Source organism: Paraburkholderia sp. Ac-20340 (assembly GCF_017104965.1).
Lineage (GTDB): Bacteria > Pseudomonadota > Gammaproteobacteria > Burkholderiales > Burkholderiaceae > Paraburkholderia.
The window spans coordinates 48744-62263 of record NZ_JAAGPR010000029.1 but is presented as its reverse complement, the minus strand read 5'-3'; the positions used below and the strand labels follow the sequence as shown (position 1 = coordinate 62263).

Sequence of the window (13520 nt, the reverse complement as noted above, 5' to 3'; positions counted from 1 at the left end):
TTATTTGCGCGTTTATTCGCAGTGCATTTAGTGCATTGCATCAAAACGATATAAACTTACAGCGGGATAACGCAGAACAGAAAAAACTCAATGACCTCCTTGCTGCAAGCGGGATATGCGCCATTCATCGTGGCGATCGGCATCATGCTGGTGATTGCCGTTCTGGAAAGCGTGACGCTGTTATTTGGATTTAGCGTCACCGCGCATGCGGGCAATCTGATTGCCCATCAATTCGATATCGATCACGCGGCGAGTGGCGGCGAAGCGGGGCTTGCCGGGCAATTTCTTGGCTGGCTGCATGTAGGCCGTGTGCCGTTTCTGGTTTTACTGGTGTTGTTTCTCACGGGCTTTGCGGTTGCGGGGCTGTTATTGCAATCGGTGCTGCACGGGCTATTTCATTTCATGTTGCCGCCTGCATTTGCCGCGTGTCTGGCGCTGCCGCTTGCGCTGGTTTTCGTGCGTAAAACCGGCAAGCCGATTGGCCGCATCGTGCCGCAGGAAGAAACCAGCGCGCTTTCGGAGATCGATTTTATTGGTCGAGCCGTGCGTATCGTCACGGGCGAAGCGACGCAAGGCAATCCGGCTGAAGGGCGTTTCGTCGATGAATTCGGCCAGGCGCATTACGTTCGCGTCGAACCGGATGAAGCCGGGCTCGTGTTTGTGCGCGGGCAAACGGTGTTGATTACTACGCGGGTTTCGGGTTCGCTCTATCGGGCGATCAAAAGGCCCGATCCTGCTCCCTCTCCCTAAATCCCTCTCCCTCCGGGAGAGGGACTTTTTACACCCCTCTCCCCTGGGAGAGGGGCCGGGGGAGAGGCATCACATGAGTCAGACATCGCAATGGATACCATCATCTTCTACGGCGCCATCGGCCTCGCGGTCATCGTCGGCCTGTGCCTGATCGGCCTGATCTTCGCGCGTCTCTACGTACGCGCATCGGCAGAACGCGCCTTCGTGCGCACCGGCCTCGGCGGCCAGCGCGTCATCATGAGCGGCGGCGCCGTCGTGCTGCCGGTGTTCCACGAAGTCATCCCCATCAACATGAACACGCTGAAGCTCGAAGTCAGCCGCGCGTCGCGTGACAGCCTGATCACCAAAGATCGCATGCGCGTGGATGTCGTCGTGGCCTTCTTCGTGCGCGTCGCGCCCACCGCCGAAGGCGTCTCCACCGCCGCGCAAACGCTCGGCCAGCGCACGCTCGCGCCGGAAAATCTGCGCGCGCTGGTGGACGACAAGTTCGTCGATGCGCTGCGCTCCACCGCCGCGCAAATGACCATGCAGGATCTGCAGGACGCGCGCGAAAAATTCGTGCAAGGCGTGCAGAACACCGTCGCAGAAGACCTCACCAAGAACGGTCTCGAACTGGAAAGCGTTTCGCTGACCAACTTCAACCAGACCTCGAAGGAATACTTCGATCCGAACAATGCGTTCGACGCCGAAGGTCTCACCAAGCTCACGCAGGAAACCGAGCGCCGCCGCAAGGAGCGCAACGAAGTCGAGCAGGATACCGAAGTTTCCGTGCGCGAAAAGAATCGCGATGCGCTCTCCAAGCGTCTCGAGATCGATCAGCAGGAAGCCTTCATGAAGCTCGAACAGGAGCAGCAGGTGAAGACGCGCACGGCGGAGCAGAACGCGCGCATCACCGCCTTCGAGGCGCAGCGTCATCAGGAAGCGGAGCAAAGCCGTATCGGCGCGGAACGTCAGGTGCAGGAGTCGGAGATCGAACGCGAACAGGCCGTGCGCTCGCGCAAGGTGGAAGCCGACCGCGAAATCCGCGTGAAGGAAATCGAGCAGGCCAAGGTCACGCAGATCGCCGAACAGGAACGCGCGATCATCATCGCGCAGAAGTCCGAGGCGCAATCGCAAGCCCAGGCGCGCGCCAATGAGTCGCTCGCCGAAGCCGTCAAGGCCGAGCAGCTCGTGGAAACCACGCGCCGCACCGCCGAAGCCGACCGCGCCAAGCAGGTCGCGCTGATCGAAGCCGCGCAGGAAGCGGAAACCAGCGCTGTGCACGTGACGACCAAGGCGCGCGCGGAACGCGAAGCCGCGCAGATGCAGGCCACGGCCATCGTCGAGCTGGCCGAGGCGGCCCGCAAGAAAGGCATCGCCGAAGCCGAAGCGCAACGCGCCTTGAACGACGCAATCAACACGCTTTCTTCCGATCAGACCAGCCTGAAGTTCAAGCTCGCGCTGCTGCAGGCGCTGCCGTCGATCATCGAGCAGACCGTCGAGCCGATGAAGTCGATCGAAGGCATCAAGATCATTCAGGTCGATGGGCTCAATCGTCAGGGCGGCATCGCTGCCGATGGCGTGGGCGCAATGGGCACTGGAACCGGCAACGGAACCGGCAATCTCGCCGAGCAGGCGATGTCGGCGGCGCTGGCTTACCGCACGCATGCGCCGCTCGTCGATTCGTTGCTCAAGGAAATCGGCCTGAACGGCGCGTCGTTGCCGGCGATGGTGCCGGGCGTGGCGAGCACAATCGAGGGCGCGCACACCGCGGCGTCTCCCGCTGCGACGCCCGCAATCAATGGCGTCGATACCTCTCATGCCGCGCATCACGAAGCGCGCCTGACCGACGGTAGCGCCACGGCATAATCGGCGCGACTCGCCGCGCGGGCCTTCCATCGAGGCTCGCGCGGCCTTCGGGCAGCGGGCGATCCGCGTTATAGTCCGCGTGGTTTCCGTCACGCTTTGCCCATGCACACCGCCCTGCTCGCTCCCCGTCCGCTCGACGCTCTCGAACTGCCCGCCGATCTCGATGGCCGCGACGGCGTCAATCGCGCGCACGGCCGCATGCAGATCGCGGCGGCCAACGACCTCGAAGCAATCCGCGCGTGGCTCGCGCGCATCGCCGATTCGAAGGCCACTTTCGAGACCTACCGCAAGGAAGCCGAGCGCCTGCTGCTCTGGGCCATCGTGCAACTGGGCAAGCCGCTGTCGTCGCTCACACATGAGGATCTGCTCGCGTATCAGCAATTTCTCGCCGATCCGCAGCCCGCCGCGCGCTGGGTCGCGGGCGGCGGCCGCAAGCACGCCCGCGACGATCCGCGCTGGCGGCCGTTCTACGGCCCGCTTTCCGCCACGAGCCAGCGCCAGGCGATGGTGATCCTCAACGCGCTGTTTTCCTGGCTGGTGAGCGCGGGCTATCTGGCGGGGAATCCGCTTTCGCTGTCGCGTCAGCGCGCGCGCCGCGCGGCGCCGCGTATCACGCGCTATCTCGAACGCGAACTCTGGGACGAGGTGAAGGCTTACGTCGACAGCCTGCCGCTCGAGACCGCGCGCCAGCGCGAACACCACGGCCGCACCCGCTGGCTGCTCACGCTGCTGTATCTGGGCGGCCTGCGCATTTCCGAAGTCGGCACGAATACGATGGGCGATTTTTTCGTGCGGCGCGACAGTTCGGGCGTGGAGCGCTGGTGGCTCGATGTGCTCGGCAAAGGCGAGCGCCGCCGTCTCGTGCCCGCAACCGCCGAAATGATGACCGAGCTTACGCGCTATCGCCGCGCCCGCGAGCTCAGTGCGCTGCCCGCGCCGCATGAAACCACGCCGCTCGTGCTGCCGATCGGCAAATCGGTCAAACCGCTCACGCGCACGGCGCTGCACACCATCGTCAAAGGGATTTTCGCGGGCGCCGCGCAACGGCTGCGCGAGATGGGCGGAACGGTCGGATCAGCCGATGCGGAGCACGCGCAGGCGCGCGCGGCGCGGCTCGAAAGCGCGTCGGCGCACTGGCTGCGGCATAGCGCGGGCTCGCATATGGCCGATGGCGATGTCGATCTGCGCCTCGTGCGCGACAACCTCGGTCACGCGTCGCTGAGCACGACCAGCCTCTATCTGCATAGCGACGACGACGTGCGCCACCGCGAAACCGACGAGAAGCACCGGATCAAGTGGTGAGCGCGCTCACATCGCCCCGTCACACCACCAACTGGCGCGCCAACACCTCGCGCGCCTGCGTCACCGTTTCGTTTTCGCCGGGTAGCGGCGGCGTGAGCGAAAACACCGCCTCGGGCAGCGCGGGCAAGCGGTAGCGCGCGCTCAGGCGCACCAGGCCGTCCGGCACCGCCGACGCGCACAGGCAGCCCACGCCCAGCCCCGCCGCCAGCATCGACTGCAGGCCCGCCACGCCCGACGCGCTATGCCCCATCACGAACGCGCGGCCCTGCTCTTGCAGCGCGTGCACCGCGATCTGATGCAGCATGCAGTCGCCGGGCAGCAGCACGAGCGGCAGCGGATCGGGCAGCGATTCCGCCAGCGCAGGCGACGCCACCCAATACAAAGGCTCGCGGCGCAGCACCCAGCGCGCGTCGCCGCTCGCGGGCCGCACGGCGCCCACCGACATATTCATCACCACGCCCAGATCGATCTGGCCGCGCGCATGCGCCTGCTCGATCTCCACGCTTTTCATCGTGCTCACGTGCAGGCTCAGCTGCGGATAACACTCGCGCAGGCGCGCAAGCATGCCCGCCACTTCGTGGGTGCGGTAGTAATCGGTGATGGCGACGCGCAACTCGCCCTTGATCGCCTGGCCGCGCACATCGTCGAAGGCGGCTTCGTTGAGCGCCACGATGCGCCGCGCGTGTTCCAGCAGCCGCGAGCCGGCCGGCGTGGTCTCGACGCCGCGCTTGCTGCGCACGAATAGCGGCACGCCCGCGCGCGCCTCCAGCTTGCGCATCTGCTCGCTCACGGTGGACTGCGAAAGATGCAGCGTGGGCGCGGCGGCCGTGAGGCTGCCCGCGTCCGCCACCACCGTGAACGAGCGCAACTGGTCGAGTTCGAAACCGCGCATCCTGCCCTCGCTATCCATCGAATAAGTCGATGGATAGTACCACCTATTCCCGCTTTTCCGCCGGATGCGTGCTATAGCACAATGGCCTGCCGATGGTGCGCTGCAACGCGCCCGCGCAACTCTCCAGAAAGGTCCGTCATGAGTGACAACACCCTGACCGCCGCGCCGCCCGTGGCCGCGGCACCCGCTTGCGGCGCTGCCGCGCACGGTCATTCCGGCTGGGCGCTCGTGGTGCTGCTGATCGGCGCGATCCTGCCGCCAGTCGATTACTTCATCGTCAATCTGGCGATGCCGTCGATACACCGCGGGCTCGCCGCCAGCCCGTCGCAGCTGGAACTCGTGGTGTCGGCATACGCGTGCGCCAACGCCGTCGCGCAGATCACCGGCGGGCGGCTGGGCGATCTCTACGGCCGCAAGCGCATGTTCATGATCGGCATGGCGGGCTTCGTGCTGGCCTCCACGCTCTGCGGCCTGGCGTCGAGCGCTTCGGTGCTGGTGCTCGGGCGCATCCTGCAAGGCCTGTTCGCCGCCGTGCTCGCGCCGCAGGTGCTGGCGACGATCCGCAGCGTCTACGCGCCGCACGAGCAGGTGCGCGTGATGGGGCTGTACGGTTTCGTGTTCGGCGTTGCGGCGGTGATCGGCCAGTTGGGCGGCGGCGCGCTCATCAGCCTGCATCCGTTTGGCCTGGGCTGGCGCGCGATCTTTCTCGTCAATCTGCCGATCGGTGTGCTCGCGCTGCTCGGCAGTTGGCGGTTTATCCCGGAAAGCCGGCCGCCGCGCGGCGCGCGCATCGACGTGCCCGGCACGCTGCTGCTCTCGCTGTTTCTGCTGATGCTGGTGTATCCGCTCACGCGCGGACGCGAAGAAGGCTGGCCCGCGTGGATGCTGTTCTGCCTTGCGGCGTCGGTGCCGGTGCTCGGCCTGCTGCTGCGCGTGGAACTGCGCACGCTGGCCGCAGGCAAAGACCCGCTGCTCGACGTGCGGCTGTTGCGCAATCCCGTCGTGGCGCTCGGTCTGGCGCTGGCGTTTCTGTTCTATCTGCTCAGCGCGTTTTTCCTGAGCTACGGGATTTATCTCCAGAGCGGGCTGCACTGGACGCCGCTGGCGTCGGGGTTCGCGATCCTGCCGTTCGGCGTGGGCTTTCTGTCGAGTCCCTTGTTGATGCCGCGTCTGGTGGCGCGCATCGGCGGATATCGGGTGCTGACGCTGGGTTACGCGATGATCGCGCTGGGCCTTGCCACGGCGGCGTCGCTCGCGGGCGCCACGGCGCCGGGCACGGGCTTCTACGTCGGGCTCGCGGCGATGGGTATCGGCCAGGGTCTGGTGCTGCCTTCGGTCGTGCGGATCGTGCTCGCGGAGGTCGAACCGGCGCGTGCGGGCGTGGCGTCGGGCATGGTCACGGCAATGCTGCAGATCGGCGCGGCCGTGGGCGCAGCGACGCTCGGCGGGCTCTTTTTCGCGCGCCTGGGCGAGCATCCTGGCGCGCTCGATTACGCGGCGGGCTTCAAGGTGTCGATGTTCGCGCTGGTGGCGATTCTGTGCGTGTGCGTGGTGCTGTCGATGGCGCTGGCGCCGCTGCATCGCCGCTTGCATCCGCACGATTGAGCGTTCATTACGATATGCCGAAGCCTTCGTTCACGCCTGCGCGCACGCTTGCTACGATGCGGCCAGTCTTCTCCGAGACTGCCTGGGCCGCTCGCTGAGCCGGTCTGGACTGGGGTTGGCCCCGGCACGGGTGCATGCGCGTGCCGGGGCGCTTTTCACTGCGCGGCGGCCAGCGCCTGCGCTTCCAGCATGTCCACCAGCCGACGCAGCGCAGCCGGCGCGCGCAGATCGCGCCGCCAGACCAGATGGATCGACACATTGCGCACGGAAACCGGCAACGTGTGCGCCATCACCGAAGCGCGGCTCGGCATGTTTTCCAGCATGCTCGCGGGCAGCAGCGCGAGCCCCGCGCCCGCCGAAACACACGCCAGCATGCCGTGATACGACTCCAGTTCGAACACGCGCCCAGGTGCCGCGCAATCCTCCTCGAACCAGCGTTCGAAAATTCGCCGATACGAGCAGTTCGAGCGGAACGCGTAGATGTTCGCGCCGTTCACGTCCTGCGCGCGCTTGATGGGCGCGCGGTTCACCGCCGAGATCAGCACCAGTTCCTCGTTGAACACCGGCACGCCCGTGAGCGCCGGATGCGAAAGCGGCCCGTCGACGAAAGCCGCGGCCAGTTCGCCTTCGAGCACGCGATCGATCAGCTTGCCCGACGGCCCGGTCGACAGATCGAGCGCCACTTCCGGATAGCGCTGATGAAACGCCGCCAGCACCGGCGGAATGCGCACAGCCGCCGTGCTTTCGAGCGAGCCTAGCGGCAGCACGCCGCGCGGTTCGTCGCCGGCAACCGAGAGTTTCGCTTCGTCGGCGAGATCGAGGATGCGGCGCGTGTAGTCGAGAAACGCCGCGCCTGTCGCAGACAGCCGCAGACGCATCTTTTCGCGGATAAAGAGTTCCGCCCCCAGTTCTTCTTCCAGTTGCTTGAGCCGCGTCGTGAGATTGGACGGCACGCGATGCAGCCGCAGCGCGGCGGCCTGCACGCTGCCTGCATCGGCGATTTCGCGAAAGATCTGCAATTGAGCCAGCTCCACACCCTCTCTCCCAGAGAACAATTTGTTCAATATTATTCACTTTTACTGAGCATTGCCAGCTCGTATGCTGTGGCTCATCCCATCTCATGTTTCCTGCCAGGAGCCCAGCATGACCGCACACATCGACACGACCGGCGCCGTCTCGCGCAACCCCGCCAACGGCGACATCATCGCCACCTATGCGTTCGACAGCGAAGTCGCCGTCGAAGCCGCGCTCGTGCGCACGGCCAGCGCCGCGCGCACCTGGCGCGACACGCCGGTCGCCCAGCGCGCCGCCGTGCTGGTGCAACTCGCGCACGTGCTGCGCGAGCGCAAGCAGGTCTTCGCCAACATGATCGCCGACGAAATGGGCAAGCCCGTCGTGCAGGCGCGCGGCGAAGTCGAGAAGTGCGCGGCGCTGGCCGAGTGGTACGCCGAAAACGGCCCGGCCATGCTCGCGCCGCTCAACGCGCCGGTGCAAAGCGGCGTCGCGCGTCAGGAATTCCGTCCGCTCGGCCCGATCCTCGCGGTCATGCCGTGGAATTTCCCGATCTGGCAAGTGCTGCGCGGCGCGGTGAGCATGCTGCTCGCGGGTAACACGTACGTGCTCAAGCACGCGCCGAACGTGATGGGCAGCGCCTATCTGCTGCGCGACGCGCTCGCCGCCACCGACCTGCCGGAAGGCGCCTTCGAAGTGCTGAACCTGCCGCCCGAGCGCGTCGCGCCGGTGATCGCCGATGCGCGCATCGCCGCCATCGCCGTGACGGGCAGCGTGCGTGCCGGTGCGGCCATCGCGCAGCAGGCGGGCGCGGCGCTCAAGAAGTGCGTGCTCGAACTGGGCGGCTCGGACGCCTTCATCGTGCTCGCCGATGCCGATCTGAACGAAGCCGTGCGCTCCGCCGTGCTGGGCCGCTACGGCAATACCGGCCAGGTGTGCCTCGCGGCCAAGCGCCTGATCGTCGAGGAAAGCATCGCCGCCGAATTCGAAGCGCGTTTCGTCGAAGCCGTGAAGGCGCTGCGCGTGGGTGCGCCGCGCGAGGACAGCACCTTTATCGGCCCGATGGCGCGTTACGACCTGCGCGATGAACTGCACCACCAGGTCGAGCGTTCGATCGCCGAAGGCGCGCGCCTCGTGCTGGGCGGCAACAAGATCGAAGGCGCGGGCAACTACTACGCGCCGACGATTCTCGCCGACGTGCAGCCGGGCATGACGGCGTTCAAGGAAGAACTGTTCGGGCCGGTCGCGGCGATCGTGGTGGCGCGCGACGCGCAGCACGCGGTCGAACTGGCCAACGACAGCGAATTCGGTCTGGGCGGCACGATCTGGTCGGCCGACGTCGAGCGCGCGAACGCAATGGCGGCGCAGATCGAAACGGGCGCGGTCTTTATCAACGGCGACGTGGCGACCGATCCGCGCGTGACGGTGGGCGGCGTGAAGAAGAGCGGCTTCGGGCGCGAACTGTCGAGCTTCGGGCTGCACGAGTTCTGCAACATCCAGACGGTCTGGGTGGATCGCCGCTAAGCAGTCCGACGGAAGGCGCGAATACGTTTTGCGCCTTCCTGGAAGGTATTTTTTACCGATTCTGGCCCTGCCAGGGTTAGCGAGCGAGCGGGTTTTTCCGAATTCAACCTTTTGTCGCGATGACCGTTAATCAGGTCATGGAGCACGGCAGCGAATCGACCGACTTGCCGGTTCGTGCGCCGCGCACCATACCCTGTCCCCGTTCATTCAGGGACCATGCAGAGTCGAAGATTGAGCGCCGGCGGGCAACCGCCGGCGATTTTTTTTGCGCGGACGGAGCGCGTAGTGCGTACGTCAGGGCCCGCTGAAGCGCTTGATGAACGCGATGATGCTGGCGCGGGTCTTGAATGCGTGCCCTTCCGGTGCGCAGGCCTCGCGATCGAGCGGGATTGCGCTGAAATTGGCTGCGCTCGCAACGTTCTTCCAGACTCCGGCTGTCTTCTGGAACGCAAGCAGATCGATGTCGATTGCATCGTCGGTCTGTTCGATCGAGCCTTGCGGCAAACGGATGGCCGCACAGAGAAAAGCCACGTCGCCCGTCTTGACCATCTCCAGCACGATGTAGCGCCCGTCTTCCTTGCGATCTCGGTGCGCGGCCGCCAGAATCTGCGCGCGGTCGGGGTCGCTGCGATCTAGATCGGCGGCGTGGGCAAGATCAAGCGACGCCGCAAGCAAAGCGGCGTTGAGCGCGAATGTCAGTGCGAGGGAAAGACGGTTCATCGGCGGGGAAACGGCCGGCGAGCCCGGCATGTTTTGAACGGACGCCCATTCTATGCGGGCTTGATCATCGCCCGCCGGCTGCGCGGTCTTAATCCGCCTCAATGCGTATCGAAACTCATATCGTCGTGCATCACGCGCACGGGCTCGACGCGGCCGAGCGCGGCGAGCAACGAATGGCCCGCGGTCGTGAGCGACGGCAGGCACAGTCCCTCGGCGCGCGTTTCGAGCGCGACGAGCTGGCGTTCAAGCAGGGTGTCGAGTTCGTGACGGTTCATGTCGATCTGTTCCGGCGCGTGGCGGATCAACATCAGCGTGGCGAACTCGTGAGGGCTCAACAATTCATGTCTCCTAGTGATGCCGCAACCAGGGGCACAGGGGCGCATATCATCAGACATGAATGTGACGCCAGCGTGACTGTCACATTTGTTGTCGCGCGGCCGCCTCCGGCTGGCGCGTCAGCGCCGTGCCGCACTCCTCCACGAGATCGCGCAGCGTCGCGGCGAGATGCGTACCGGCATCGTCGGTGGCAATCCCCATGCCTTCGTCGCGACGCATCGCCCGCACGCCGACGATGATCGGCATGGCAGGCGCCCGCTCGCGCACGCGCCGCACCAGGTTGCGAAGGTACGGCGGCGATTCCGCGGCATCGAGCGACACCACGCAAATCGCGTGGATATCCAGCGCATCCACCATGCCCGCTTTCGTGTTGCGCACGTCGTCGTAGGTGGTCGCCGTGCAGGGAATGCGCGCGCGCATCAGCAACTGGCAGACGATGGCGGCCACCACGTCGTCGAAGGCGCCGCGCCCCGGAATGCACAGCACGGCGCGGCCGTCGTGCGGCACGTCCAGCGGCGCATCGACGGCATCGCCATTGCGGCGCGCATTCGCATCTTCCAGCGCCGCGTGGCGCGAATCGTCGACGGATTCGAGATCTTCGACGATATCGAGCAGCGCCTGATTGATGCGCGCCAGCTGCTCGGCCGGCAGCACGCCGCGCAGCACGTCGTTGCGGGCGAACCGCAGCCCTTCGAACACCACCTGTTCGTAGTAATCGATCAGCGGCATATCGGCGAGCAGGCGGTCGGCCTGCAACAGCGCCTCATGCGGATCGTCGGCGAGCAGACGCTGGTAGCAGGTTTGCGCGGGCGTGAGCGCGGGCTGATCGCCGAGCAGGATGGTCAGAAAATTCAATCGATCCACGTAACGGCCGAGCGTGACGATGCACAGCGTCAGCGGCGTCGACAAAACCAGACCGATCGGCCCCCAGAGCCAGCTCCAGAAAATGGCCGCCACCACCACCGCGAGCGGCGAAAGACCCGAACGGCGGCCATAGAGCATCGGCTCGGCGAACTGCCCCGCCACCACATCGACGACGATAAAGAAGATCAGCGTCCAGACTGCCATGGTCCATTGCGGCTGGATCGCGGCGGCCAGAATCGTGGCCATCACGGCGGCGATCCAGATGCCGATGTACGGCACGAAACGCAGCAGCGCCGCGCACGCGCCGAACAGCAGCGCGCCCGGCACGCCGATGCCCGCCAGCCCCACCGCGAGCACCGCGCCCACCGAAACGTTCACGCCCAGTTGCGCGACGAAGTAGCGCGACAGACGCTCGGAGGCGTCGTTGATGGCGGTCGTCGTGCGGTGCAGATCGTCGGAGCCGAACACACTGATGAGCCGGTCGCGCAGATCCTCGCGCTGCAGCAGGATGAAGATCGTCACCACCAGCACGATAAAGCCGGTTTCGAGCGGTGCGATGACCGGCGAAAACGCTTTCTGCGCGAGCTGCATCGGCGTGGGCGCGGGCGTGTGGACCTCGACTGGCATCGGCTGCTGCGGCTGATTGCGCGCGGCGCGCCCGCGCGGCTGGGGCGGCGCGGGCGGTGGCGTGGGCGTCACGCGCTGCAATGCGGCGGCGGCGCGCGTCATCAGCGAATCGGCGCGGCCGACGGTCTTTTCCTGCACCGTCTCGATTTTCTGCTCGATGGCTTCCTGATACTGCGGCAGATCGGCGGCAAGCTGCACGACCTGCGCGCCGATCAGCGCGCTCACGCCCGCCAGCGCGAGCACGGTGGCGAGCACGGCGATCATGATCGACAGGAACTGCGGCAGGCGCAGGCGGCGCAGCGCGTTGACGAGCGGCGCGAGCAGAAAGCTCAGCAGCACCGAAAGCGTGATCGGAATCAGCACCGCGCGGCCGAAGTACAGACCGCAGACGACCACCACGCCGGTGATGACGGAGGCGAGCGTGTGGACGGTCGGCGTGCTCGGGGGGAACACGCGGTTGCGGCGGCTGCCGGGCGTCGCGTGAGCGTGGCCGAACTGCGGCCGCTCGGGAGGCGGAAGCGGAAAATTCATGGCATGGCGACCGTGGCGGGGACGGTCATAGGATTCATTTGGCGATTCGTGGTGCGAATTGGGTTCGCGCATCGGGGCGCACCTGCATTCAGGGTAGTGCGCGCTGCGCGCAATGGGCGGCAACGGGCGAAATCATTTGGGTATGCGTGGCTTGATTCACGCCGCTTGCGTTCCGGTTTGCCTGGCATGGGCAGGGCAAGCGGCGTGCCGCGCGCGAGCGTAACGCAGACGCGCGACGGGCGAAAAGGCGCGCAGTCTGCGCGCGTCAGGGTTTGCCAGCTTCGAGTTGCTGATTGCGCGAGCTCAGGAACTGGATCAGGCCGTCTACGCCGCCTTGCTGGATCTTTTCGTTGAACTGGGCGCGGTAAGTCTGGATCAGCCAGGCGCCGAGCACGTTCAGGTCGTAGAGGCGCCAGCCGTTCGGCGTCTTGTAGAGGCGATAGTCGATCTCGACGGGCTTGCCGCTGGTTTGCGCGAGGGTGCGCACGACGACGTCGGTATCCGTCGGGGCGTTGCGCATGGGGGTGTATTCGATCTGCTGATCGGGCTTCAGTTGCGCCAGGGCGCCGGCGTAGAGGTGGATCAGCAGAAGCTGGAACTGCTGCATCACCTGTTGCTGCTGGGCGGGCGTGGCGGTGCGCCAGTGGCGGCCCATCGAAAGCTGCGTCGTGCGCTGGAAATCGACGTACGGGAGGATGTCGCGATCGACGATGCTGCGGATGCGCGGGATGTCGTCGGGGGTGATCGACTGGGCGCGGACTTCGTCGAGCACTTGCTGGGTGGCGGTCTTGATCAGCGCCTGCGGGTCGGTCTGGTCGACTTGTTGCGGTGCTGCGCTGGCTGTGTGGGGAAGCAGGCCGGTCAGGGCGGTGAGTAGCGTGATGATTTGCAGGACGGTCTTCATGCGGGGCTCGGTCGGTTTTCTGGCTGGCTGTCGCCACTTTTATAAAGCATTCGGGCGATGGGTGTGTTTCAAGGTCTTTTCTTTTCTATGTTTTTGCGAGTTTTGATCGAACAAACCGCGGAACACAAACGTAACCCCACACCCAGGTCCAAAAAACCTGTTACGTCACGTTACATCTACCGGGATTTTGTTACAGAAACCGGGTCCAGAAGACCAGCGAAAGACCCAGCAGATACAGAACGGCAAAAACCCGTCAGGTGACGACCAGCCGACCTCAACCAACAGGTCAGCCGGCCGTCCCGGCGCTTTATTCGCGCCCCCTCCCCTCAAACCCTTGCCCCGCCTGTCCAGCCGCCGCAGGCTCCATAAGGAAAGCCTCCAGCCCAAACAGCCAGGCAACGCAATACGACAATCTCGACAAGACCCGCAGGCCTTTCTCGTCCTCGGCGACCTCGTCCGCCAGTCCTTGCGCGGTAGCGAACGCGGCCCCTGCCGTTCCGCTGCTGAGACCCGTTGGCGTCGATTCCTGTAGTGAAACGGGATCGATCTTCATGTGGCACCCCTCTCCTCGTTTTTGTGTGTGGCGGTCAATACAGAGCAATCTCC

General features: G+C 65.6%; 12 protein-coding genes. 5 read left to right on the top strand and 7 right to left on the bottom strand.

Annotated elements, in window-relative coordinates; all coding sequences use genetic code 11:
- Nucleotides 1-90 precede the first annotated feature (90 nt).
- From G3N59_RS28185 to G3N59_RS28175, 3 genes are all read left to right on the top strand, one after another.
- The gene (locus tag G3N59_RS28185) at nt 91-750 is read left to right on the top strand and encodes an OB-fold-containig protein (protein ID WP_205986113.1); all 660 of its coding nucleotides are present in this window, start codon (nt 91-93) and stop codon (nt 748-750) included.
- 90 nt (nt 751-840) lie between these two features.
- On the top strand, nt 841-2598 hold the full coding sequence (locus G3N59_RS28180; protein ID WP_205986112.1) for a flotillin family protein: 1758 nt from the start codon (nt 841-843) through the stop codon (nt 2596-2598).
- Nucleotides 2599-2700: 102 nt separating this feature from the next.
- On the top strand, nt 2701-3900 hold the full coding sequence (locus G3N59_RS28175) for a tyrosine-type recombinase/integrase (RefSeq protein ID WP_205986111.1): 1200 nt from the start codon (nt 2701-2703) through the stop codon (nt 3898-3900).
- A 19-nt stretch (nt 3901-3919) separates the two neighbouring features.
- Here the strand turns inward: G3N59_RS28175 and G3N59_RS28170 are convergent, their stop codons facing one another.
- Nucleotides 3920-4792 (bottom strand): LysR family transcriptional regulator, encoded by an 873-nt coding sequence (locus G3N59_RS28170; protein WP_205986110.1) that lies wholly within the window; start codon nt 4790-4792, stop codon nt 3920-3922.
- A gap of 138 nt (nt 4793-4930) precedes the next feature.
- On the opposite strand from G3N59_RS28170, the gene G3N59_RS28165 reads away from it, so the two are divergent.
- Nucleotides 4931-6397, top strand: a complete 1467-nt coding sequence (locus tag G3N59_RS28165) for an MFS transporter (protein WP_205986109.1) — start codon at nt 4931-4933, stop codon at nt 6395-6397.
- Nucleotides 6398-6552: 155 nt separating this feature from the next.
- Here G3N59_RS28165 and G3N59_RS28160 read toward each other — a convergent pair whose 3' ends face one another.
- Entirely contained in the window at nt 6553-7431 is an 879-nt protein-coding gene (locus tag G3N59_RS28160) for a LysR family transcriptional regulator (RefSeq protein ID WP_205986108.1), read from the bottom strand.
- A gap of 109 nt (nt 7432-7540) precedes the next feature.
- Between G3N59_RS28160 and G3N59_RS28155 the strand changes: the two genes are divergently transcribed.
- Complete coding sequence (locus tag G3N59_RS28155; RefSeq protein ID WP_205986107.1) at nt 7541-8932, top strand: aldehyde dehydrogenase family protein; 1392 nt, start codon at nt 7541-7543, stop codon at nt 8930-8932.
- Nucleotides 8933-9226: 294 nt separating this feature from the next.
- Here G3N59_RS28155 and G3N59_RS28150 read toward each other — a convergent pair whose 3' ends face one another.
- The 5 genes from G3N59_RS28150 to G3N59_RS28130 all read right to left on the bottom strand — a co-directional run bounded on the left by G3N59_RS28150 (nt 9227) and on the right by G3N59_RS28130 (nt 13467).
- Nucleotides 9227-9682 carry a hypothetical protein gene (locus G3N59_RS28150; RefSeq protein ID WP_205986106.1) on the bottom strand — a complete coding sequence of 152 codons (456 nt, stop codon included), beginning with the start codon at nt 9680-9682 and terminating at the stop codon, nt 9227-9229.
- A 68-nt stretch (nt 9683-9750) separates the two neighbouring features.
- Complete coding sequence (locus G3N59_RS28145) at nt 9751-9990, bottom strand: hypothetical protein (RefSeq protein WP_205986105.1); 240 nt, start codon at nt 9988-9990, stop codon at nt 9751-9753.
- Between the two features lie 79 nt (nt 9991-10069).
- Nucleotides 10070-12010 carry an AI-2E family transporter gene (locus G3N59_RS28140; protein WP_205986104.1) on the bottom strand — a complete coding sequence of 647 codons (1941 nt, stop codon included), beginning with the start codon at nt 12008-12010 and terminating at the stop codon, nt 10070-10072.
- Nucleotides 12011-12275: 265 nt separating this feature from the next.
- On the bottom strand, nt 12276-12914 hold the full coding sequence (locus G3N59_RS28135) for an ABC transporter substrate-binding protein (RefSeq protein WP_205986103.1): 639 nt from the start codon (nt 12912-12914) through the stop codon (nt 12276-12278).
- A gap of 307 nt (nt 12915-13221) precedes the next feature.
- Nucleotides 13222-13467 (bottom strand): hypothetical protein, encoded by a 246-nt coding sequence (locus G3N59_RS28130; RefSeq protein ID WP_205986102.1) that lies wholly within the window; start codon nt 13465-13467, stop codon nt 13222-13224.
- Nucleotides 13468-13520 lie beyond the last annotated feature (53 nt).